Source organism: Kitasatospora sp. NPDC029367 (genome assembly GCF_055569135.1).
The window spans coordinates 79,937-101,677 of sequence record NZ_JBVHYH010000021.1; the positions used below are offsets into that span (position 1 = coordinate 79,937).

Sequence of the window (21,741 nt, forward strand, 5' to 3'; positions counted from 1 at the left end):
CCCCACAACCCACCCCCCCCCCCCCCCCCCCCCCCCCCCCCTCGCCCCCCCCCCCCCCCCCCCCCCCCCCCCCCCCCCCCGACCAGGTGTCGTCGGACGTCAAGGAGCGCAGACCGTGATCGCAGCTTTTTCGGTGACCCCGCTGGGGATCGGCGAGGACGTGGGGGAGGCGGTGGCCGCGGCCGTGCGGGTCGTGCGGGCGAGTGGGCTGCCGAACCGGACGGACGCGATGTTCACCAGCATCGAGGGGGACTGGGACGAGGTGATGCCGGTGATCAAGGCGGCGATCGAGGCGGTGAAGGCCCACAGCGACCGGGTGAGCACGGTCATCAAGATCGACGACCGGGCCGGGGTCACCGACGGCCTCACCGCCAAGGTCGCCTCGGTCGAGCGGTACCTCGCGGAGGGCTGAGGCTCAGCCGGTCGAGGTGGGCTGGGGGCTGGGCTCGGCGGCCGGCCTGCGGGCGGCGAGCAGCCGGTCCAGGGAGTACGGGCCGGAGCCGAGCACCGCGATGGCCAGGAAGGCCCAGCAGAACATCACCGAGGGCTCGCCCCCGTTCTGCAACGGCAGCAGGGCCTGTTCCTGGTGGACGGTGAAGTAGGCGTAGGCCATCGAGCCGGAGCAGAGCAGGGCGGCCGTCCTGGTGCCGCTGCCGAGCAGCACCAGGGCGCCGCCGACGAGTTGGATCAGTGCGGCCCACCAGCCGGGCCACTGGCCGGGCGGGATGCTGCCGCCGCCCTTGGCGCCACCGAGGACGCCGAAGAGTGCGGCGGCGCCGTGGCAGGCGAAGAGCAGGCCGACGACGATCCGGAAGACCGTCAGGACGAGCGGTCGCGCGGCCTCGACGGCGTGTTGGGGGATTGGGGGGATGAGTGCGGGCATGCCGGAACGCCTCCTGTGGGGGAGAAGGAGGGATGGGGCGGTAAGGCTAGGCTTGGTCTAGTCCACTTGGCAATGCTCCGTCAGATAACGGTCTGGACCACTCTCCGCCCTTTCTTGACCGATCGGTCTTGAAAGGGCTACTGTTCCGGTCATGGCGCGGACCAAGGAATTCGACCCGGACACGGCGCTCCAGGCAGCTCTCGAACTGTTCTGGCGGCGCGGCTACGAGGCCACCTCGATGGCCGACCTGGTCGAAGGGCTGGGCATCGCCCGGGCCAGCATCTACGCGACCTTCGGCAGCAAGCACGAGCTCTACCTGCGGGCGCTGGAACGCTACAACGAACAGCACAACCCCGGCCTGCTGGCCGAGCTGTCCCAGCCCGGCCCGGTGCTGCCGGCCGTTCGCGCCCTGGTGCGTCGATATGCGGGGATGGGGGCCGAGGATCGCAGGCGCGGCTGCTTCATCACCAACACGGCCGTCGAACTCGCCCCGCACGACGAGGCGGCGGCCCGCCGGGTGGAGGTCAGTTACGACCACTTGGAGACGGCGCTGACCGCCGCCCTGCTGCGCGCCGAGGCCCAGGGTGAACTGCCCGCCGGGCGGGAGCCGCGGGCGCTGGCCCGGATGCTGGTGGTGCTGCTGCAGGGGATCCGGGTGGTGGGCAAGACCGCCGAGGGTGAGCCCCGGGTGCGCGACGCCGCCGAGCAGGCGCTGACGCTGCTGGACTGAGCCCAGGCCCGAACCGGCGGCCCACGGGGGTGTCTCCGGCTCGGTCGGCCCGGCGTCCTTCGCCGTCTCGTGCCGTCTTCTGCCGTCCTGATTCTGGATCGAACGTTCTTAAATTTGATGTGGGGGGGAGTCCATGAGTGTCACCACGAACGCCCGGGGGAGCTTCGCGCTGCTCGGTGTCGTCCAGGCGGTGCTGATCTTCACGATCATGATCCTCACCGTGCCGCTGCCCCTGGTCGCCCGGGAGCTCGGCCTCGGCCCGTCCGACGTCCTGCTGCTCAGCGCCGCGTACGGGCTCTCCTTCGCCGCCCTGCTGCTGCTCGGCGGGCGACTGACGGACCGTCACGGCGGCCGCCGTGTGCTCAAGTGGGGCCTGGCGCTGCTCGCCGCCTCCTCGGTCGCCTGCGCCCTCGCACCGGACTACCCCGTCCTGCTGGCGAGCCGCTTCGTCCAGGGCGCGGGCGCGGCCCTCACCGCCCCGGCGGCGGTTGCCGTGGTCCGCCGGCTGTACCCCGAACCCGCCGCCTACCGGCGGGCGATGGCCACCTGGGGCGGACTCTCGGTGCTCGGCGCGACGGCCGGCAGCGTGGTGTCGGGCCCGGTCGCCGCCGTGGTCTCCTGGCGCTGGCTGTTCGCGGTGCCCGTCCTGGTCGCGCTGGCGGGGCTGCTCCGCTCGGGCACCCTGCCCGAGCCCGACGCCGCTCCCGACTTCGACCGGGAGCCCGCTCCCGCGAGCCGCAGGCCGGCGCTCGACCTGCGCGGCGCACTGCTCGCCACCACCGGTGTCTGCGCGGCGAGTTACGCCCTGGTGGCGTCCACCGAGCACGGCTGGAGCAGCCCCGGCGTGCTCGCGCCGTTCGCGGTCGGGGCGCTCCTGCTGCTCGCCTTCGCCGCCGCCGAACGCCGCACCGCCGACCCGCTGCTGCCGCCCGACTTCCTCGCCGACCGCCGCCGGGCCACCGCGCTGGTCGCCGTGATGGCGACCTCCGCCGGCACCGCCCTGGCCTTCGTGCTGCTCTCGCTCTACCTCCAGCAACTGCGCGGCTGGAGCGCGGCCGACACCTCCGCCGCGTTCGTGCCGTACGCGGTCGCCCTGCTGGTGTCCGGACGGCTGGCCGGGCCGCTGATCGCCCGGTACGGTCCGGTGCCGGTCACCGCCGCCGGCCTCGCCCTGGAGGCGGCCGGACTCGCCCTGCTGGCCGGGCTCGACCCCGCCAGCGGCTACCCCACCGGGCTGCTGCCCGGACTGCTCCTGCTGCCCGTCGGCGCCGCCGCGTCCTTCGCCGGGGCGGCCGTGCTCGCCACCGGCGGCGTGGTGCCCGAACGCACCGGCCTGGCGGCGGGCGTCTTCAACACCGCCATGGAGCTCGGCCCCACCGCCGGGCTGGCCGCCCTGATGGCCCTCGCCGCCACCCGCCCGACCGTCGTCGGCGGTTACGCGGCGGCCTTCGCCGCGGCCGCCGCCGGGCTGGCCCTGACCGCCGTCGCGGTCGCGGTCCTGCCCCGGGGCGGCGCCACCGGGGGCACCGCCGAGGCCAACACCACGAGCACCACCACGACCACCACCAACGCACCTGAACGCACCACTCGGATCAAGGAGTTCACCTCATGAGCACGCGTTTCGCCGACAAGTCCGTCCTGATCACCGGCGGCGGCAGCGGCATCGGGCGGGGGATCGCGCTCGCCTTCGCCGCGGAGGGCGCCCGGGTCGCGGTCGCCGGGCGCAGCCTCGGCCCGCTGGCCGAGACCGTCGAGCTGATCGAGCGGGCCGGCGGCAAGGCCGTCGCGCTGACCGGCGACGTGACGAACAGTGAGGACGCCGCCCGGCTGGTCCGGGAGGTTGTCGAGCAGTTCGGCGGACTGGACGTCGCCGTCAACAACGCCGGGGTCTTCGGCGCGGCCGGTCCGGTCGCCGACATCGACGAGGACCAGTTCCGCTGGGTCTTCGACGTCAACGTGACCGGCACCCTGCTGGCGATGAAGCACCAGATCGGCCACATGCGCACCCACGGCGGCGGGGCCATCGTCAACGTCTCGTCCAACCTGGGCGTCCACAAGCGGATCGAGGGCGCGGGCGCCTACAACGCCAGCAAGGCCGCCGTCACCGCGCTGACCCGCTCCGCCGCCCGTGACCACATCGGCGAGGGCGTGCGGATCAACACCGTCAGCCCGGGCCCGGTGGACACCCCGATGTCGACCCGCCCCGGCGAGAGCGACGCCGACAAGAGCGACCGGATGAAGGCCGAGGTGCCGGTCGGCCGGGCCGGCGCGGTCGCGGAGATCGCCGCCGCCGTGCTGTACCTGGCCTCGGACGAGGCGGGCTACACCGTCGGCGCCGACCTGGTGCTGGACGGCGGCGTCACCGCCTGACCGGCACGGCTCAGCCGTTCAACCAGTCTCCGGGCACGGCTCCCTGGAGCGCGTCAAGCGCCTCCGGGGTCCGTGCCCGGGCGGCGATCCAGGCGTCCCCGACCGCCATGACCAGGATGTCCGGGCCCTCGTACCAGCGGCAGTCCCGTCCCAGGGCGGGCAATTCGCGCAAACTGGCCGGGAGTTCGGCCTCGGACTCGAGGAAGTCGGTCAACTCCGCGTCCTCCAGCAGCTTCTCGCTCATCGCCATCACCGCCGCCGCCGTCGAGAAGCGCTCCTCCCAGGGCTCCCAGCGCTCCTGCGACTTGTCCGCGAGGTCCGGCCGGCCCACCGTCGGCGGGTCCTCCAGTGCCAGGTCGGCCGGCAGCACGCCCCAGTGCGCGCAGCCCTGGTTCTCGGCCCGGTACACCAGCGCGCCGTCCAGCACATGGAGCTCGTCGGGCGTCAGCAGCACATCCTGGGAGCTGGTGAGGTCGGCCCGGCGCCCGAACAGCCGGTACGCCTCGCGCAGGGCCACCGGCAGCCGCAGCCCCAGCCGCTGTTCGGCCGCGTCCAGTTCGGCCTCGGTGAAACCGTCCCGCGGTCCCAGCGGCTCGCCCCAGTACGCGGCGAAGCCCCGGACCAGCGCCCAGGCGCCCGCCCGGCCGTCCGGCGCTCCGGCCATCGCGGCCCGCATGTCGAAATCCGTCTCGTTCACCCGCGCACCGTACGGCACCCCGCTGACAGCCCGGTGCCGGCCGCCGACAGCCGCCCACGCCCAGGTGCCGGCCGCCGCGCCCGGTCGGCCGCCGTGCCGGGGACGGCTGTTGCGCGCACGACCGGCCGAAATCTGACGCGAACGCGTAATCCCGGGGACACCGGTTGATCACCGTGGGGTTCCCGCGCCGTCGTTCGGGCAGGACACGGTTTCGGCCGGAACCAACACACGAAAGGCGGACGTGCCACCGATGCCGACCGCACCCCACCCCGTGCCCCTCGCGGGCCGTCGAAGCCGCTGGGGCGAGCACGGGCTCGCCTGGGCCTTCCTGCTGCCCTCCCTGGTGGTCTTCGTCCTGTTCATCGGCTATCCGCTGGGACGGACGATCTACCTCAGCGGGCACGCCAACGACCTCTTCGGCGCGCCCTCCCGCTACGTCGGGTTCAAGCACTACACCGACCTGCTGGCCTCCGCCGACTTCGGCCGGACGCTGGTCACCACCGCGCTGTTCACCCTGCTCACCGTGGTGCCCGGGGTGCTCGGCGCGCTGGTGCTGGTGCTGCTGCTGGAGAACCGGATCCGCGGCGTACGGCTGCTGCGCTCCGCCTTCGCGCTGCCCTTCGCCTTCTCGGTGGCCAGCGCCTCGGTGGTCTTCGCGGTGTTCTACAACCCGGCCAGCGGGGTGCTGAACGGCCTGCTGTCGCACCTCGGCCTGGGCCCGGTCGGCTGGCTGACCGACTCCCGGTACGCGCTGTTCTCGGTGGCCCTGACGACGGTCTGGATGAACCTCGGCTACAACGTGCTGGTGCTCTCGGCGGGAATCGGGTCGATCCCCGGCGAGGTCGTCGAGGCGGCCCGGATCGACGGCGCCGCCGGCCTGCGACTGGCCCGCTCGATCACCGTCCCGATGCTCGGCCCGAACCTGTTCTTCCTGACGGTGGTCTCCACCGTCCACGCACTGCAGAGTTTCGGCCAGATCCACATCCTCACCAAGGGCGGGCCCGACGGCGCCACCCGGACCCTGGTCTACTCCGTCTACGAGAAGGCCTTCGCCTACGGCTCCAGCGACTTCGGCACGGCGAGCGCCCAGGCCGTGGTGCTGCTGCTGGTCGTCCTCGCCTGCACGGCCGTCCAGTTCGGCGTCCTGGAGCGGAAGGTGCACTACGCATGAGCACGGTCGTCACCGAGGCGGAGGCCCAGGCCGCCCCGCCCCGCCCGAGGGTCCGCCCGCTGGCCGGCCGCTCCCCGCGCGACCTGCTCGGCCGCGCCGCCGTCTACCTGCTGCTCGCCGTCGCCGTGGTCACGGTGGCCTTCCCGGTGTACTACGCGGTCGTCGGCGCCTTCATGGAGCCGTCCGAACTCGCTTCCAACCCACCCGCGTTGGTGCCCCACTCGGTCACCGGGCGGAACTTCTCCGGCGCCGTCGACACCATCCCGCTGTTCCGGCAGTACGCCAACTCGGCGATCACCGCCACCGCCATCACCCTCGCCCAGCTGGTCACCTCGATCCTGGCCGCGTACGCCTTCGTCTTCCTGCCGATGAAGGCGCGGGCCGCGGTGTTCGGGCTCTTCCTGGCGACGCTGATGGTCCCCTGGGAGGCCATCATCATCCCCAACTACCTGACGCTGTCGGGCTGGGGCCTCGGCAACACCTACTTCGGCCTGGTGCTGCCGTTCCTCGCCTCCGGCTTCGGCACCTTCATGCTGCGCCAGGCCTTCCGCCAGCTGCCCGGCGAACTGCGCGACGCGGCCCGGATCGACGGCGCCGGGCACTGGCGGTTTCTGTGGCGGATCGTCGTGCCGCTCAACAAGCCGGCCCTGGCCGCGCTGTCGATCTACGTCTTCCTGTCGGCCTGGAACCAGTACTTCTGGCCGCTCATCATCACCCGCACCGCCGAGATGCAGACCCTGCAGATCGGCCTCACCTCGCTGCGCGACGCGGAGATGGCCGACCCCGGCCTGATCCTGGCCGGCGTGGTGCTCTCGCTGCTGCCCACCCTCGCCCTGGTGGTCTTCGGCCAGCGCTTCATCGTCCGCGGCCTCACCGCGGGCGCCGTCCGCTGAGCCGCGCCGTACGGGATCGTCCGTCCCGCGCGTCCGTCCCGCCCGTACAGCCCGCCCGTACATCCCGCCCGTACATCCCGCTCGTCAACCGGAAGAAGAAGGATCCCCTCGTGAAGAAGAGTGCACGCGCGCTCGCCGCCCTGCTGGTGGCCGGCCTGTCCCTGACCGCCTGCAGCTCCAGCGGCTCGGGCTCCGGCTCGGGCGGTTCCGCCGACGCCGGGGCGCCCGGTGCCCAGGCGCTCGACCAGGCCTCCGGCGTCACCACCGTCGAGTTCTGGCACTCGATGACCGGCAAGAACGCCGAGGTGCTGAACGGCCTGGTGAAGGACTTCAACGCGGCCCACCAGGGCAAGATCGAGGTCAAGGCGCAGTTCCAGGGCAAGTACGACGAGCTGGTCACCAAGTACAAGGCCGCGGTGCAGCAGAAGGGCACCCCCGCCCTGGTGCAGGTCTACGACATCGGCACCCGCTTCATGATCGACTCCAGGCAGACCGTCCCCGCCCAGGCCTTCGCCGACAAGGACGGCTACTCGCTGGACGACCTCGACCCCAACATCCGCAACTACTACTCGGCCAACGGCAAGCTGGTCTCGATGCCGTTCAACTCCTCGATGCCGCTGCTCTACCTGAACACCGACGCCTTCAAGGAGGCCGGCCTCGACCCGGCGCAGCCGCCGAAGGACCTCAACGAGCTGGCCGACCTGGCCAAGAAGCTGACCAAGAAGGACGCCGACGGCAAGACCGTCCGCTACGGCTTCGGCGCCGCGATCTACGGCTGGTTCGTCGAGGAGCTGCTCGCCGAGTCCGGCACCATGTACTGCGACAACGACAACGGCCGCAGCAGCAAGGCGGGCAAGGTCGTGTTCGACTCCGCCCAGGGCGCGCAGATCGTCCAGTGGTGGGCCGACCTGGTCAAGGGCGGCTACGCGGCCAACACCGGCCGGGTCACCGACGACGCCCAGGCCGCGTTCAAGTCCGGCACGGTCGCCATGCACCTGGAGTCCACCGGCGTGCTGCGCGGCTACACCGAGGCCGCCAAGTTCGGCGTCGGCACGGCGCCCTTCCCCAAGGTGACGGCCGCCGACCAGGGCGGCCCCGTGATCGGCGGCGCCTCGCTGTGGATCAGCGGCCCGGGCCACTCGGACGCCGAGAAGCGGGCGGCCTGGGAGTTCGAGAAGTTCGTCACCGGCCCCGAGCAGCAGGCCGTCTGGCACACCGGAACCGGCTACTTCCCGGTCAACAAGAAGTCCCTGGACGACCCCAAGGACAAGGAGTGGGTCGGCAAGTACCCGCAGTTCCAGACGGCCATCGACCAGTTGAAGGCCACCAAGCCCACCCCGGCCACCGCCGGCTGCCTGCTCGGCGTGATGCCGCAGGCCCGCAAGGGCGTGGAGACGGCCATCGAGCAGACCGTCTCGGGCAGCAAGACCGCCCAGCAGGCGCTCGCCGACGCGGCCAAGGAGCTCCAGCCCGCGATCGAGAGCTACAACAGCTCGGTCGGCTGAGGCCGGTCACCCGCCCGGACCGACGGCCCGCCCGGCGCAGCACGCGCCCGGCGGGCCGTCGCCGTCCCGGGCCTGTCCTACGCGGAGAGCGCGGCGCCGTCCTCGGGCAGCGCGCACGCGCCCGCCAGCTCGTCCAGCGACAGGTCCAGCGCGAACGCCAGCGCCGCGATGGTGAAGAAGGACGGCGTCGGCGCCCGCCCCGTCTCGATCTTCCGCAGCGTCTCCGCCGAGACACCGGCCACCGCCGCCACCTCGACCATGCTGCGCTCGCCACGCGCCTCGCGCAGCAGCGCCCCGAAGCGCTCACCGCGCTCGCGCTCCCACGGGGTCAGCGGAGTCCTCACCATGCCGTCGAGTCTAGGGCGTCCGCCCGTCCCCGGGAACCGTGATACAAATACCGGTATAAGAATTGGATCCAGGGGAGAGGTTCACCATGGTCGAACTCAAGTCGGACGCCGCCCTCGACGCGATGCGCGAGGCCGGGCGGGTGGTCGCCAACGCGTTGGCGGCCGTGCAGCGGGAGGCGGCGGCGGGCGTGAGCCTGCTGGAGCTGGACGAGGTGGCGCGCGGGGTGCTCACGGCCGCCGGGGCGACCTCGCCGTTCCTCGGGTACCGGCCGGCCTCCGCGCCGGTGCCCTTCCCCGCCGTCATCTGCGCCTCCGTGAACGACGCGGTCGTGCACGGCGTCCCGGACGGCTACCGGCTGCGCGACGGCGACCTGGTGAGCATCGACTGCGGGGCCGTCTTGGACGGCTGGTGCGGCGACTCCGCCGTGAGCTTCACCGTCGGCCCCGCCCGCCCCGAGGACGCCGAGCTGATCGCCGCCACCCGGCGGGCCCTGGAGGCCGGGATCGCCGCCGCCGTGGTCGGCAACCGGATCGGCGACATCGCCCACGCCGTCGGCTCGGTGGCCCGCTCCGCGCGGTACGGGCTGCTGGACGGCCACGGCGGCCACGGCATCGGCCGCCGGATGCACGAGGACCCGCACGTCCCCAACGAGGGCCGCCCCGGCCGGGGTTACCCGCTGCGCCCGGGCCTGGTGCTGGCCATCGAGCCGATGCTGACGGCCGGCGGCCGGGACGACTACGACACCGACCCGGACGGCTGGACCCTGCGCACCACGGACGGCAGCCGCGCCGCCCACATCGAGCACACCGTCGCCGTCACCGAGGACGGCCCGCGCATCCTCACCCTCCCGTAACCCCGGTGTGGTGACGGAGGTTACGCCGCCCCGCCCGTCCCGCTGGAGTAGCGTGCGGGGCATGACCGATCAGGACTTCACCACGCGGGTCACCGTGCGCGGCTACGAGACCGACACCCAGGGCCACCTGAACCAGGCCGTCTACCTGCAGTACGCCGAGCACGCCCGCTGGGAGTACCTGCAGGCGGCCGGGATCCGCCAGGCCGAGCTGGTCGCCAAGGGCGTCGGCCCGGTGGTGCTGGAGACCACCGTGAAGTACCTGCGGGAGCTGCGCGCCGGGGACACGGTGGAGATCAGCTGCGCGTTCGTCTGGCTGGGGGGCAAGACCTTCCAGGTGGTGCAGCGGCTGACCCGCGAGGACGGCGTGCTGGCCGCCGAGGTCACCGGGGTGGGCGGCATCCTCGACCTGGCGGCGCGCCGGCTGGTCGCCGACCCGCGCGAGCCGCTGCGCGCCCTGGCCTCGGACCCGGGGCTGCTCGGCCTCTGACCTCCCGTCCGCTCCCCCTCCCGGGGCGTCAGGCGGGCCGGTGCCGCCCGGTGGGGACCGGTGCCGTTCGGGGGTGGTCGGCGGCGGCGATCAGGGCGGCCAGACCGGTGGTGACCGGCACCGCCGCGACCAGTCCGATGCTGCCGACCAGGGTGCGGGCGATCTCCTCGGCGACCAGTTCGCTGGTGGCCACCGACACCAGCGTCCGGTGCGCGACGGAGAACAGCAGTAGCAGCGGCAGCGCGGCACCCGCGTAGGCGAGCACCAGGGTGTTGACGGTCGAGGCGATGTGGTCGCGGCCGATCCGCATGCCGGTCCGGTAGAGCCGGCCGGCGCCCATCGTCGGGTCGGCCTCGTGCAGTTCCCAGATCGCCGAGGTCTGGGTGACCGTCACGTCGAACAGCACGCCGAGCGAGCCGATCACGAACCCGGCGAGCAGCAGGCCGCGGATCTCGATGCCGGGGTAGAGGCCGTGGACCAGCCCGGTCTCCTCCGAGGTGTCGCCGGTCAGCCGCGCCCAGGCGGCGAAGACCAGGCTGAGCACCCCGATCAGGACCAGCGACGCCAGCGTCCCCAGCACCGCCACCGAGGTGCGGGCGGAGAGCCCGTGGCACAGGTAGAGGGCGATCAGCATGATCGCGCTGGCGCCGACGATCGCCACCAGCAGCGGGTCCGAGCCGCGCAGGATGGCGGGCAGGATGAACAGCGACAGCACGGCGAAGCTGATCGCCAGCGCGATCAGCGCGGCGACCCCGCGCCAGCGGCCGATCTCCACCACGACCACGGCGAACAGCCCGGCGAGCACACCCATCGGCAGGTTCCGGTCCACGTCGACGACGCTGTAGCGGAGGTCCGCCGGGGCGTTCGGCGCGTACGTGAGGACGACCCGCTCGCCGAGGTCGTAGCGCCGCGACTCGGACGGGTGGACGACCACGGTGAAGGTGCGGCCCCGGTCCGGGCCGTCGGTGACCTCGACGGTGCCCTGCCGGCAGCTGCCCCCGTCGGTGGGGCCGAGGTCGCCGCAGGGCAGCTCCTGGATCCGGGTGACCCGCCCGTGCCGGATCTGCTGGTCGAAGCCGACCCCGGTGTGCTGGTGGGCCGGGACCCCACCCGGCCAGAGCGCCACCAGGCCGACGGCGACGGCGAGCGCGAACGGGATCAGCACGGCCGCGATCACCTTGCGCAGGCGGGCGGAGACCGGCGCGGCGGGCCCGTGGGCGTGGCTGTGCGCGTGGCCGTGCGCGGGGCCGTGCGCATCGCCGTGGCCGTGCCCCACGGGCGCGGCGGGCCCCTCGCCTCGGTGCTCGTGCCCCTGCTCCTGCCCCTGCTCGTGTTCGTGCACGAGCGCGCTTCCGTCCTGCGGGCTCCCTGCCGTCACCTCACGCCTCCTCAGATCTCCTCCCCGGCACCCGAAATCATCGGCGTACGGCCCGCCGTCACCCCGCAGGGCCCGCACGATCGGCGCGCCGCCGCCGGGTGCGGGGCGGCCCCCGCCCGCCGACGGGGGATTACCCCACCACCGATCGACCGGCTGGCGGCATGGGCCCGACTCCCCTGCCGCAGCAGACTCTTGGGCATGTCGAAACTCACCGGTACCACCCTCGCCACCCTGGCCGTCACCGTGCTGACCGTCCTCCCCGCTGCCGCCGCCGCCCCGGAGCACTCCGGGGCGGGCGGCCTCGACTGGACCACCTGTCAGGGCCGGGTCGACCCCCGCCAGCAGTGCGCCGACCTCACCGTCCCCCTGGACTACAACGACCCGGACGGCCAACAGATCACGCTCGCCGTCTCCCGGATCGCCACCGCCAAGCCGGGCCTGCGCCGCGGCGTGCTGCTGACCGTGCCCGGCGGGCCGGGCGGTTCCGGCATCGGCCTGCCCACGAGCGCCGTCGGCCGCCTCCCGCAGTCCGTCCTGGACCGCTACGACCTGGTCGGCTTCGACCCGCGCGGCGTCGGCGGCTCCACCCCGGTCAGCTGCGGCCTGGACCACGCCGACCTGGCGATGGTCAACCTGCGCCCCTGGCCGGCCGCCGACGGCTCGATCGACACCAACCTGGCCACCGCCCGCCGGGTCGCCGAGACCTGCGCGCGCAACGGGGGCCCGGTGCTGCGCAGCATCTCCACCGCCAACGAGGCCCGCGACATCGACCGGATCCGCCAGGCCCTCGGCGAGCGCAGGCTTTCCGTCTGGGGCACCTCGTACGGCACCTACGCGGGCGCCGTCTACGCCACCATGTTCCCCGGGCGCACCGACCGGGTCGTGCTGGACAGCAACGACGACCCGGACCCGTCGAAGGTCGGCCGCGGCTGGCTGGCCGCCTTCGGCCAGGGCGCCGAGGACCGCTTCCCCGACTTCGCCGCGTGGGCGTCGGCGCCGGACAATCCGGACCGGGTCGCGGACACTCCCGAGCAGGTGCGCCCGCTGTTCCTGGACCTCGCCGCCCGGCTGGACGCGGCCCCGCTGCCCTGGCCCGGCGCCAACCCGGCCGAGCTGAACGGCAATGTGCTGCGTGAGTCCATGCTGACCAGCCTCTACGCGGACGCCAGGTTCCCCGACCTGGCCCGGCTGATGCTGGCGGCCCTCGGCCGCCGCCCGCTGCCCGCCCCGGTCGTGCCGCCCGACGCGGCGGTGCAGAACACCCTCGCGGTCTCCGTCGGCACGCTCTGCAACGACGTCCGCTGGCCCGCCGACCCGGCGGCCTACGCCAAGGACGCGGCCGCCGACCGGGCCGCCCGGCCGCTCACCGCGGGCATGCCGGTGAACGTGATGCCCTGCGCCTTCTGGCCGTTCGCCCCGGCCGAGCCGCCGGTGCGGGTGACCGGCCGGGGCCCGGCGAACGTCCTGCTGGCGCAGAACCTGCGCGATCCGGCCACCCCGTACTCCGGCGCGCTCAGGCTCCGGGCGGCGTTCGGCGACCGGGCCCGGATGGTGACGGTCGACTCCGGCGGTCACGACGTCTACCTGGCGAACGGGAACGCCTGCGGCGACGCGGCGGTGACGGACTTCCTGGTGACGGGCCGTCGCCCGGCCGAGGACGTGTTCTGCCCGGCCGCCGGCTGACGCGACCCTGGGAGGGGGCGACGGGCAGCGGGGGCAACGGGCCGTGGACGAACGGCCCTTGTCCCTGCGTGTACCCACGTTCGACCCTCACACATGAGTCGAACCTGTCGCGATTTTGTGACAATAGTTCGCCAACAGGCCCCCCACGGTGGGGATTCACGGCCGTAGTGTTCGAACCATGCCACCGAAGAACCGCATACCTGCCCCGGACCCGGGCGACACCTGGGTCCCGCGCCCGAGGCGCCGTGAGACCCCGCTCGGACTCCTGCGCCATGCGGCCACCTTCCTCGGCTCCAGCGTGCTGGGCGGCGTCCTGCTGGCGGGGCTGATCCTCCCGGGCGCGGGCGCGGTCGGACTGGGCGCCAAGAGCGGCGCCGAGGGTTTCGAGAGCATCCCCGACGACTTCAAGACCCCGCCGCTCACCCAGGCGACCCAGATCTTCGACGCCAAGGGCGGCCTGATCGCCAAGGTCTACGAGCGCGACCGCACCGTGCTGACCGCCGAGCAGATGTCGCCGCTGATCCGCAAGGCCCAGGTGGACATCGAGGACGCGCGCTTCTACGAGCACGGCGCCGTCGACCTCAAGGGCGTGCTGCGGGCGATCACCAAGAACGCGGAGAGCGGCGCCGCCGTGCAGGGCGCCTCCACCCTCACCCAGCAGTACGTGAAGAACGTCAACGTCGAGATGGCCGGGGACGACCCGGTCGCGGTGCGCGAGGCGCAGCGCAAGACCCTGGGCCGCAAGATCCAGGAACTGCGGTACGCCATCAAGCTGGAGGAGGACCTCTCCAAGGAGCAGATCCTCACCAACTACCTGAACATCACCTTCTACGGCCACCAGGCGTACGGCATCCAGGCCGCCTCCCAGCGGTACTTCAGCAAGGACGCCAAGGACCTCACCCTCCCCGAGGCGGCGATGCTCGCCGGGCTGGTGCAGAACCCCTCCCAGTACGACCCGAAGCTGCACCCGGTGGCCGCGCAGAAGCGCCGGGACACCGTGATCGACAAGATGGTGGAGAACAGGCACATCACCGCCCAGCAGGCGGCCGAGGCCAAGGCCGCCCCGCTGGGCCTCAACTACAAGGACCCGCAGAACGGTTGCATCACCGCCCAGGCCGGCATGGGCTTCTTCTGCGACTACGTCCGCCACGTGGTCAAGCAGGACCCGGCCTACGGCAAGAGCGCCGCCGAGCGCAAGAAGCTGTGGGACACCGGCGGGTTGAACATCTACACCACCCTCGACCCGGACAAGCAGGCCGCCGCGCAGAACGCCGTCTCCACCAAGGTGTACGTCACCGACCCGGTCTCGGCCGCGATGACGATGGTCGAGCCCGGCAGCGGAAAGATCCTGGCGATGGCCCAGACCCGCCCGTACGGTCTGGCGAAGGAGAAGAACCAGACCGTCGTCAACCTCAACGTGGACGCGGCGATGGGCGGGGGCATCGGCTTCCAGCCCGGCTCCAACTTCAAGCCGATCGTGGCCGCCGCCGCCCTGGAGGCCGGCCTGTCGCCGACCCAGCAGTACGACTCGCCGAACCGGATGGACTGGCCGACGATGAAGACCTGCGACGGCACCTGGAAGAACCTCAGCAAGGGCAAGAAGGAGGGGACGATCCCCAACGAGAGCCCGAGCGAGAAGGGGCCGTACCAGCTCAAGCAGGCGATGGCGCTCTCGGTCAACACCTACTTCGTGCAGATGGAGCAGGAGATCGGGCTCTGCGCCGTCAAGCAGATGGCCAACAAGCTGGGGGTGACCGGCAAGGCGAGCGGCGACCCCTTGCAGGAGGTGCCCGCCCTCGGCCTGGGCACCCAGGAGGTCAGCCCGCTGACCATGGCCAACGTCTACGCGACCTTCGCCGCCCGGGGCTCCTACTGCGCGCCGGTGGCGATCAACCGGATCACCACGGTGGACGGCAAGGACGTCCCGGTGGCCCCGGCCCACTGCGACCAGGTGATGTCCCCGGACACCGCCGACGTGATCAACAGCGTGCTGCTCGGGGTGACCGAGAAGGGCGGCACCGCGCGGGACCTCCGGCTGGACGACGACCGCCAGATCGCGGGCAAGACCGGCACCACGGACGAGAAGAAGTCGGCCTGGTTCACCGGCTACACCGGCAACCTGGCCGGCTCGGTGTGGCTGGGCAGCCCGGGCGTCAAGGTGCCGATGCGCAACATCCGGATCGGCGGCCAGTACCAGCCCGAGGTGTTCGGGGCGACCGGCCCGGGGCCGATCTGGCAGCAGGCCATGAGCGACGCCGTGCGGACCATGCCGGACAAGGAGTTCAGCACCGTCCACATCCCGGACCCGGTCCGGCCGACCCCCGGGTGCGGCACCTCCACCGGTTCGCCGTCCTCGGCGACCTGTACGGGGGCGCCCAGCCCGGGCTCGACCGGCCGCCCGCGCGGCAACTCCCCGTCGGACGGCGGCACGGTCGGCCGCTCGGCCCCCGGCACCCCGCCGGGCGCTCCCGACCCGTCGGACCAGTGACGCCCGCGGCCCCGCCCGAGTCCCCGTACGCGTGCGGGACTCGGGCGGGGCCGCACCTGCCGGGGAGCCGGTCTACCGCGCCTCGACCGGATCGCCGGTGTCCTGGTCGAGGTTGAACACCCGCCGGTAGGAGTCGGTGACCACGGTGATCTGGCTGCGCCCCGTCCAACTCGCCGTCACCAGCCGGGCGTCGTCCGGGCCGCCGCCGACGTCCGCCAGCAGCCAGCGCCGGGCCGACCAGCCCTGCCCGCTCTCCAGCAGCACCTGCCAGTGCTCACCGGCCTGCGGCCCGGAGGCGTACGAGCGGTGCACCACCACCAGCGCGCGCTCCGCACCGGCCGGCGCGTCCTCCCGGCTGCGGGTCTCGGCCGCCGACACCTTGTGCGCGGCCAGCACGCCGAGCAGGAACACCACCCCGGCGGTCACCGTGACCGCCCGGGTGGCGGCCCGTACGGCGGTGCGGCGGTCGCTCAGCCAGGCGGCCGCGATCAGCGTGCCGAGCGCGCCGCCGAGCAGCAGCTCCGGCCGGTTCAGCAGGTCGGCGACCAGCATCAGGCCGCCCGAGCGGCTCTCCCACTGGCCCTCGGTGTACAGCAGGACGGCCGCCGCCCCCGCGGCGAGCAGCAGCCGGGCCAGTAGCCGCCTGGCCCGCGGCGTCCGGTGGCGCCGGCGCAGCTCCGTCCACTCGTCCATGGTCCCCCCGATCATGTGCTCACAGCTCCGCGAGGAGTTTCCGGCCCTCCGGCCAGTCGCCCAGCCCGGAGTCCGCGTTGAGGTGTCCGTACGCGCCCGGCTCGACGTAGCGGGAGCCCCAGGCCCGGGCGAACTCCCGGGCCCGCTCCGGGGTGATCCACGGGTCGTCGGTGGAGGAGACCACGACGGTCGGGAACGGGAAGCGCTCCAGGGTTACCGGCCGGAAGCCCAGCAGCTCCGGTATGTCGGCGTGGTCCACGTCGGCGGGGGCGACCAGCAGCGCGCCCCGCACGGCGGCGGTCCGCTCGGCGGACGCACCGGCCGCCCAGTCGGCGGCGGTGACGCAGCCCAGGCTGTGCGCCACCAGCACCACCGGCCCGTCGGCGGCGGCCGCGGCCACCGCCGCGTCCACCCGCGCCACCCAGTCCGTCCGGTCCGGGTGGTCCCAGTCGGCCTGCTCGACCCGGCGGAAGGCCTCCGGGTCGGCGGCCTCCCAGCGGGTCTGCCAGTGCTCCGGGCCCGAGTTCTGGTACCCGGGGAGGACGAGGTAGGTCGTGCGGTCGGTCATGGGCTCCTCCGGGGCGGTTCCGGCCGCGGCCGGTGGACGGCCGGTGGACGGGTCGTGGACGGTCGGTGGGCGGGCAGCACGAGAGTCTAGGCCTCGCCCGCGACGCCCCCACAGCCGGGCGCCGCACCGCCGCCGCACCCGCTCCCGCCTCCGGCCGTACCCGCCCCCGCCCCCGGCCGTACCCGCCCCCGCCCCCGGCCGTACCCGCTCCCGCCTCCGGCCGTACCCGCCCCCGCCCCGGCGCACACGGCTCGCGACCGGCGCGCGCGCCGCGCAGTGCACCGCCCTACGTCCGGTGCGCCCCGTTGCCAACGGCGCGCCGGGTACGGGAGGTTGGACCGGGCCCGGGCGCGGCGGCCACCGCGCCCGGGCCCGTACCAGGACCGAGGTTCGATCACGTGGAGGGATGTCGGCGATGACATCGAAGATCCTGCTCGTCACCGGGGACGCCGCCGAGTCGCTGGAGGTGTTCTACCCGTACCAGCGCCTGCGCGAGGAGGGCTACCAGGTCGACATCGCCGCCCCGACCAAGAAGCGCCTGCAGTTCGTGGTGCACGACTTCGTGGACGGCTACGACACGTACACGGAGAAGCCCGGGTACACCTGGCCCGCCGACCTCGCCTTCGCCGACGTCGACCCGGCCGACTACGTCGCCCTGGTGATCCCCGGCGGCCGCGCGCCTGAGTACCTGCGCAACGACCCGGAGGTGCAGCGGATCGCCCGGCACTTCTTCGCCGGCGACAAGCCCGTCGCGCAGATCTGCCACGGCCCGCTGATCACCGCCGCCGCCGGGGTGCTCGACGGCCGCCGCACCTCCGCGTACCCCGCGCTCGCCCCGGACATCAAGGCGGCCGGCGCCGAGTTCGTGGAGGGCGAGGCGGTGGTGGACGGCGTGGTCGTCTCGGCCCGTGCCTGGCCCGACCACCCGGCCTGGCTGCGCGCCTTCATCGAGGTCCTGCGCACCAAGGCCCCGGTGGCCTGACCCACCGCCGGCCGGCCCCGGCCGTACCCCGAGACGTCTCCGGGTACGGCCCCGGGCCGGGGTCGGGGTAGCGGGCCCTCCCGGAGGCTGACGACCGCCGCCGCCCGCCCTGCCATGGTGTCAACACCGATGGAATCAGTCGGAGTTGATGATCCGGTGCCTTGACCCAGGGAGAACGGCATGACCGCCGATCCGACCGCCCCCGCCAGCCGGCTCCGCCGCCCGCTGCTGCGCGCCGCCGTCACGGCCGCCGTGACTGCGGCCCTGCTCGCGGCCCTCGCCCCGGCCGCCCTCGCCGCGCCCTCCGATTCGAGCCCGGCCGCCGGCTGCCACGGTGCCCTCCACCTCACCGCCGCCGGCCTCGGCGTCGGCGACAGCACCGACGAGAACACCGGCGGCCTCGCCGGTGACGGCGGCACCGGCGCCGGGGCGGACGGGGCCACCGGCCGCCCCGGCGACTGGTCGGCCGCCGACGCCGCCCTCGCCGGGATCACCGACCCCGGCTACGGGACCTCCGCGCTCGCCGCCGTCCGCGCCGACGGCCGCCTGGTCTGGCGCAACGCCACCGGTGTGGCCGACCTCGCGGGCAACGCCCCGGCCGACCCCAGGGGCAGCTTCCGGATCGGCAGCGCCACCAAGACCTTCGTCGCCACCACCCTGCTCCAACTGGTCGGCGAACACCGGCTGGACCTCGACGACCGGCTGGAGTGCCTGCTGCCCGGCATCGTCCCCAACAGCACCGAGATCACCGTCCGCCAACTGCTCGACCACACCGGCGGCGTCGCCGACTACACCAAGGACCCGGCCTTCCGCTTCGACGACCAGGACTGGCTGGACGGCCGCCGCTACCGCTCCTACCGCCTCCAGGACCTGGTGGACATCGCGAACAAGTACCCGCCCAGCTTCGCCCCGGGGCAGGACTGGAAGTACTCCAACACCGACTACGTGCTGATCGGGATGATCATCGAGAAGCTCACCGGCCACAGCTGGAGCGACGAGGTCGCCCGCCGGATCATCCGCCCGCTCCGCCTCACCGGCACCTGGTACCCCGGTGACTTCCCGTTGATCCCCGGCCCGCACGCCCACGGCTACTTCAAGCTCCCCGGCGGCCCGGTGGACGTCACCCTGCTCAACCCCTCGATGGCCGGCCCCTCCGGCGGCCTGGTCTCCACCACCGCCGACCTGACCGCCTTCCTGCGCGCCCTGCTCGGCGGCCGGCTGCTGCGGCCGGCCGAACTCGCCGCGATGGAGCAGACCACCGCGCACGGCGGGGGACAGGCCTACGGCCTCGGGCTGCAGCGCGTGGACACGCCCTGCGGAACGTTCTGGGGCCACTCCGGCGGCATCCCCGGCTACACCACGATGATGCTCGGCTCCCCGGACGGCACGCGCCAGTTCGCGGCCGACACCACGATCTACGACGTCCCCGACGAGGCCGCCGGCCGCGCCGCCTGGAACAAGGTGATCGTCACCGCCCTGTGCGGCCCGCAGGCGTCCGCCGCCGCCCCCGACCTCGCGCCTGACCTCGCGCCTGACCTCGCCCTCCCGGCGCCCTGACCGGCCCCCTACGCTGACCGGCGACAGTGCAGCCGATCACCACCAGGAGGATCCAGCCATGGCAGAGCCGCTGATCGCCACCGTCGAGGGCAAGGTGCCCGCCGTCGACCCGGGCGCCTTCCTCGCGCCGAACGCCGTCGTGGTCGGGGACGTCACCGTCGCCGCCGGGGCGAGCGTCTGGTACGGGGCGGTGCTGCGCGGCGACGCCGAGTCGATCGCCGTCGGCGCGGGCAGCAACATCCAGGACAACTGCACCCTGCACGCCGACCCCGGCTTCCCGCTGGTGGTCGGCGAGCGGGTCTCGGTCGGCCACAGCGCGGTGCTGCACGGCTGCACCGTCGAGGACGACGTCCTGGTCGGGATGAACGCCACCGTCCTCAACGGCGCCCGGATCGGCACCGGTTCGTTGGTCGCGGCGGGTGCGGTGGTGACCCAGGGGACGGATGTCCCGCCCGGTTCGCTGGTCGCGGGCGTCCCGGCCAAGGTCCGCCGGGAGCTGACCGAGGAGGAGCGGGCCGGGATCAAGGCCAACGGCGAGGGCTACCTGCTCCTCGCCGAGGCGCACCGGGAGGTCTGAGACCTGGTCCCGGGGCCGCGCCGGCCCGTCCGCCGCTACAGCCGCTACAGCCGGTCGTAGACGGCGGACAGCCGGCGCAGCACCTCGGCGGCCCGGTCCAGGGCCTCCTCGTCGTAGTCGTCGAGGTCGGCGTGCAGGGCCTCGGCCAGGGCGGCCTGCCGCTGCTCGTGCCGGGCCCGGCCCTCCTCGGTGAGGGCGACCAGGACGGACCGCTTGTCCTCGGGCGGGCGGGTGCGGGTGACGTAGCCGGCGTTGACCAGGCCGTTCACCAGCTGGGTGGTGGCCGGGCCGGTGGTCTCGGTGCCGGCGGCGAGCTGGGTGATGCTGAGCGGCCCCTGCTCGGCCAGGGTGCGCAGGGCCCGGGCGTGGGTGAGGGACAGGGCGCCCGGGGTGCGGGTGGCGCGCCCGCGCAGCCGGGAGTCCGCGGCGCTGAGGCGGTAGGCGGCGCGGGCCAGGCGGTCGAGTGCCTGGGCGCGTTCGGGGGCGGGCGGCGGTGCCGTCGTCATGGTGGGGGTTCCTCCTCGGCCTCGGCGGGTTGACAGCAGCCTAGCCTCAGTACTTAATGAATAAGTACTTAGCCAGTAAGTACTTAGCTATCCCGCTCCAGGAGGAGACCGTCATGACCATCCGTTCGACCGGCCAGAACTGGGCCCTGGACATCGCCCTCGCCCAGGGCGGCTTCGACGCGCTGCACCCCGAGGCCGTCGGGACGATGGAGCAGCTCGGCCACGACCACACCGACTTCGCCAAGGTCTTCGCCCTGGTCAGGAGCGGTGCCATGCTGCCCAAGGCGTGGGCGACGGTGGCCGGCCAGGCCGAGGAGCGCGCCGCCCACCACGAGCGCGCCGGCTTCGCGCAGACCGCCGCCGACCTCTACCTGCGGGCCGCCGTCATGTGGGGCCGGGCCCAGTACTCGATCTTCGACGCCGCCGACCCGCGCAAGGCGGTGCTGCGCGCCCACACCGACCACTGCGTGGACCGCCTGGGCGCCCTGCGCGACGGCCGGGTCCGGCGGGTGGTGCTGGACTTCGAGGGCTCGACGATCCACGCCCTGCTGCACCTGCCCGCCGGGCGGGTCGAGAACGCGCCCGCCGTCATCCTCGGCCCCGGGATGGACATGATCAAGGAGGACTACATCTGGGCGGCCGAGCGCTACTACACCTCCCGCGGCATCGTCGCGCTCTCCATCGAGGGCCCGGGGCAGGGCAAGACCCGGGCCGACGGGCTGACCGTCGACCTCGGCAACTACGAGCGGGCGATCGGCCGCTACCTCGACCACCTGGCCGGGCTCCCGGAGGTCGACGCCGACCGGATCGGCATGTTCGGCATCTCGATGAGCGGCTACTGGGGCTCCCGGGCCGCCGCCACCGACCGCCGGATCGCCGCGCTCGCCGCCTTCGAGGCCGTCACCGGGGACTTCGCCACGATCTTCGAGCGGGCCCAGCCGACCTTCAAGAACAACTACATGTACATGGCCGGGTACACCGACGAGGAGGCCTTCGACCGCGACCTCGCCCACCGCATGCCGCTCGGCGACCTGGTGGCCGAGATCACCTGCCCGGTGCTCTACGGGATCGGCGAGTTCGACGAGCTCACCGACCTCGGCCAGGCCCTGGCGAGCTTCGAGCGGGTCCGGGCCCCGAAGGAGCTGCGGGTCTACGAGGACGAGTTCCACCCGCTCGGCGGGGTGGCCGCCGAGGCCTTCCGCTTCGGCGCGGAGTGGCTGGAGCGCGCCCTGGCCGGCGAGTTCGCCGAGCCGGGCCGCGACGTCCGGCACTACGTCCACCGCGACGGGCGCACCACCGACGGCTCGGCCGACCCCACCTGGTGGCGCGGCGCGGCCCCGACGGAGCTCACCGCGCTGCGCCGCGGCTGACT

Annotated in this window: 22 protein-coding genes; 15 read left to right on the forward strand and 7 right to left on the reverse strand. The window is 73.5% G+C overall.

Annotated elements, in window-relative coordinates; translation table 11 throughout:
* The first annotated feature begins 115 nt into the window (after positions 1 to 115).
* Positions 116 to 412, forward strand: coding sequence for an MTH1187 family thiamine-binding protein (locus ACZ4W5_RS14435; RefSeq protein WP_465654616.1), 297 nt, complete (start codon positions 116 to 118; stop codon positions 410 to 412).
* 3 nt (positions 413 to 415) lie between these two features.
* On the opposite strand, the gene ACZ4W5_RS14440 is transcribed toward ACZ4W5_RS14435, so the two are convergent.
* Positions 416 to 883 (reverse strand): DoxX family protein, encoded by a 468-nt coding sequence (locus ACZ4W5_RS14440; protein WP_465654618.1) that lies wholly within the window; start codon positions 881 to 883, stop codon positions 416 to 418.
* Positions 884 to 1,034: 151 nt separating this feature from the next.
* Between ACZ4W5_RS14440 and ACZ4W5_RS14445 the strand changes: the two genes are divergently transcribed.
* From ACZ4W5_RS14445 to ACZ4W5_RS14455, 3 genes are all read left to right on the forward strand, one after another.
* On the forward strand, positions 1,035 to 1,613 hold the full coding sequence (locus tag ACZ4W5_RS14445; protein WP_360230726.1) for a TetR/AcrR family transcriptional regulator: 579 nt from the start codon (positions 1,035 to 1,037) through the stop codon (positions 1,611 to 1,613).
* A 133-nt stretch (positions 1,614 to 1,746) separates the two neighbouring features.
* A complete protein-coding gene (locus tag ACZ4W5_RS14450) occupies positions 1,747 to 3,225 on the forward strand; it encodes an MFS transporter (RefSeq protein ID WP_465654619.1) in 1,479 nt (492 codons plus the stop codon).
* Positions 3,222 to 3,983 carry an SDR family NAD(P)-dependent oxidoreductase gene (locus ACZ4W5_RS14455; RefSeq protein ID WP_402476808.1) on the forward strand — a complete coding sequence of 254 codons (762 nt, stop codon included), beginning with the start codon at positions 3,222 to 3,224 and terminating at the stop codon, positions 3,981 to 3,983. Before ACZ4W5_RS14450 ends, ACZ4W5_RS14455 begins: the two co-directional genes overlap by 4 nt.
* A 10-nt stretch (positions 3,984 to 3,993) precedes the next feature.
* Here the strand turns inward: ACZ4W5_RS14455 and ACZ4W5_RS14460 are convergent, their stop codons facing one another.
* Positions 3,994 to 4,680, reverse strand: coding sequence for an SMI1/KNR4 family protein (locus ACZ4W5_RS14460; protein WP_465654620.1), 687 nt, complete (start codon positions 4,678 to 4,680; stop codon positions 3,994 to 3,996).
* A 250-nt stretch (positions 4,681 to 4,930) separates the two neighbouring features.
* On the opposite strand from ACZ4W5_RS14460, the gene ACZ4W5_RS14465 reads away from it, so the two are divergent.
* The 3 genes from ACZ4W5_RS14465 (at position 4,931) to ACZ4W5_RS14475 (ending at position 8,249) form a co-directional block, all read left to right on the forward strand.
* Entirely contained in the window at positions 4,931 to 5,851 is a 921-nt protein-coding gene (locus ACZ4W5_RS14465) for a carbohydrate ABC transporter permease (protein ID WP_465654621.1), read from the forward strand.
* Positions 5,848 to 6,744, forward strand: a complete 897-nt coding sequence (locus ACZ4W5_RS14470; protein WP_465654623.1) for a carbohydrate ABC transporter permease — start codon at positions 5,848 to 5,850, stop codon at positions 6,742 to 6,744. Before ACZ4W5_RS14465 ends, ACZ4W5_RS14470 begins: the two co-directional genes overlap by 4 nt.
* A gap of 110 nt (positions 6,745 to 6,854) precedes the next feature.
* The gene (locus ACZ4W5_RS14475) at positions 6,855 to 8,249 is read left to right on the forward strand and encodes an ABC transporter substrate-binding protein (protein ID WP_465654625.1); all 1,395 of its coding nucleotides are present in this window, start codon (positions 6,855 to 6,857) and stop codon (positions 8,247 to 8,249) included.
* Positions 8,250 to 8,326: 77 nt separating this feature from the next.
* Here ACZ4W5_RS14475 and ACZ4W5_RS14480 read toward each other — a convergent pair whose 3' ends face one another.
* Positions 8,327 to 8,596, reverse strand: a complete 270-nt coding sequence (locus ACZ4W5_RS14480) for a helix-turn-helix domain-containing protein (RefSeq protein ID WP_402476794.1) — start codon at positions 8,594 to 8,596, stop codon at positions 8,327 to 8,329.
* Positions 8,597 to 8,682: 86 nt separating this feature from the next.
* Here ACZ4W5_RS14480 and map point away from each other — a divergent pair, with 86 nt between their 5' ends.
* Together map and ACZ4W5_RS14490 are read left to right on the forward strand one after the other, a co-directional pair.
* Positions 8,683 to 9,450, forward strand: coding sequence for a type I methionyl aminopeptidase (gene map / locus ACZ4W5_RS14485; RefSeq protein WP_465654626.1), 768 nt, complete (start codon positions 8,683 to 8,685; stop codon positions 9,448 to 9,450).
* 61 nt (positions 9,451 to 9,511) lie between these two features.
* Positions 9,512 to 9,937: an acyl-CoA thioesterase gene (locus ACZ4W5_RS14490; protein ID WP_360230744.1), complete on the forward strand. Its 426-nt coding sequence runs from the start codon at positions 9,512 to 9,514 to the stop codon at positions 9,935 to 9,937.
* Between the two features lie 28 nt (positions 9,938 to 9,965).
* Here the strand turns inward: ACZ4W5_RS14490 and ACZ4W5_RS14495 are convergent, their stop codons facing one another.
* Entirely contained in the window at positions 9,966 to 11,315 is a 1,350-nt protein-coding gene (locus tag ACZ4W5_RS14495) for a YibE/F family protein (protein WP_465654628.1), read from the reverse strand.
* A gap of 198 nt (positions 11,316 to 11,513) precedes the next feature.
* Here ACZ4W5_RS14495 and ACZ4W5_RS14500 point away from each other — a divergent pair, with 198 nt between their 5' ends.
* Together ACZ4W5_RS14500 and ACZ4W5_RS14505 are read left to right on the forward strand one after the other, a co-directional pair.
* Positions 11,514 to 12,998: an alpha/beta hydrolase gene (locus ACZ4W5_RS14500; RefSeq protein WP_465654629.1), complete on the forward strand. Its 1,485-nt coding sequence runs from the start codon at positions 11,514 to 11,516 to the stop codon at positions 12,996 to 12,998.
* Between the two features lie 178 nt (positions 12,999 to 13,176).
* On the forward strand, positions 13,177 to 15,486 hold the full coding sequence (locus ACZ4W5_RS14505) for a transglycosylase domain-containing protein (RefSeq protein ID WP_465654631.1): 2,310 nt from the start codon (positions 13,177 to 13,179) through the stop codon (positions 15,484 to 15,486).
* Between the two features lie 72 nt (positions 15,487 to 15,558).
* On the opposite strand, the gene ACZ4W5_RS14510 is transcribed toward ACZ4W5_RS14505, so the two are convergent.
* Both ACZ4W5_RS14510 and ACZ4W5_RS14515 read right to left on the reverse strand, forming a co-directional pair.
* Positions 15,559 to 16,179 carry a hypothetical protein gene (locus ACZ4W5_RS14510; protein WP_465654633.1) on the reverse strand — a complete coding sequence of 207 codons (621 nt, stop codon included), beginning with the start codon at positions 16,177 to 16,179 and terminating at the stop codon, positions 15,559 to 15,561.
* Positions 16,180 to 16,198: 19 nt separating this feature from the next.
* Entirely contained in the window at positions 16,199 to 16,747 is a 549-nt protein-coding gene (locus tag ACZ4W5_RS14515) for an RBBP9/YdeN family alpha/beta hydrolase (RefSeq protein ID WP_465654634.1), read from the reverse strand.
* Between the two features lie 415 nt (positions 16,748 to 17,162).
* Between ACZ4W5_RS14515 and ACZ4W5_RS14520 the strand changes: the two genes are divergently transcribed.
* The 3 genes from ACZ4W5_RS14520 (at position 17,163) to ACZ4W5_RS14530 (ending at position 19,863) form a co-directional block, all read left to right on the forward strand.
* Positions 17,163 to 17,729, forward strand: a complete 567-nt coding sequence (locus tag ACZ4W5_RS14520) for a DJ-1/PfpI family protein (protein WP_360230754.1) — start codon at positions 17,163 to 17,165, stop codon at positions 17,727 to 17,729.
* A 180-nt stretch (positions 17,730 to 17,909) separates the two neighbouring features.
* Entirely contained in the window at positions 17,910 to 19,286 is a 1,377-nt protein-coding gene (locus ACZ4W5_RS14525; RefSeq protein WP_465654635.1) for a serine hydrolase domain-containing protein, read from the forward strand.
* Between the two features lie 58 nt (positions 19,287 to 19,344).
* Positions 19,345 to 19,863: a gamma carbonic anhydrase family protein gene (locus ACZ4W5_RS14530; protein ID WP_465654637.1), complete on the forward strand. Its 519-nt coding sequence runs from the start codon at positions 19,345 to 19,347 to the stop codon at positions 19,861 to 19,863.
* A gap of 44 nt (positions 19,864 to 19,907) precedes the next feature.
* On the opposite strand, the gene ACZ4W5_RS14535 is transcribed toward ACZ4W5_RS14530, so the two are convergent.
* Positions 19,908 to 20,369 carry a MarR family transcriptional regulator gene (locus tag ACZ4W5_RS14535; RefSeq protein ID WP_360230760.1) on the reverse strand — a complete coding sequence of 154 codons (462 nt, stop codon included), beginning with the start codon at positions 20,367 to 20,369 and terminating at the stop codon, positions 19,908 to 19,910.
* Between the two features lie 113 nt (positions 20,370 to 20,482).
* Between ACZ4W5_RS14535 and ACZ4W5_RS14540 the strand changes: the two genes are divergently transcribed.
* Positions 20,483 to 21,739, forward strand: a complete 1,257-nt coding sequence (locus tag ACZ4W5_RS14540) for an alpha/beta hydrolase (protein WP_402476770.1) — start codon at positions 20,483 to 20,485, stop codon at positions 21,737 to 21,739.
* The last annotated feature ends 2 nt before the right edge of the window (positions 21,740 to 21,741 follow it).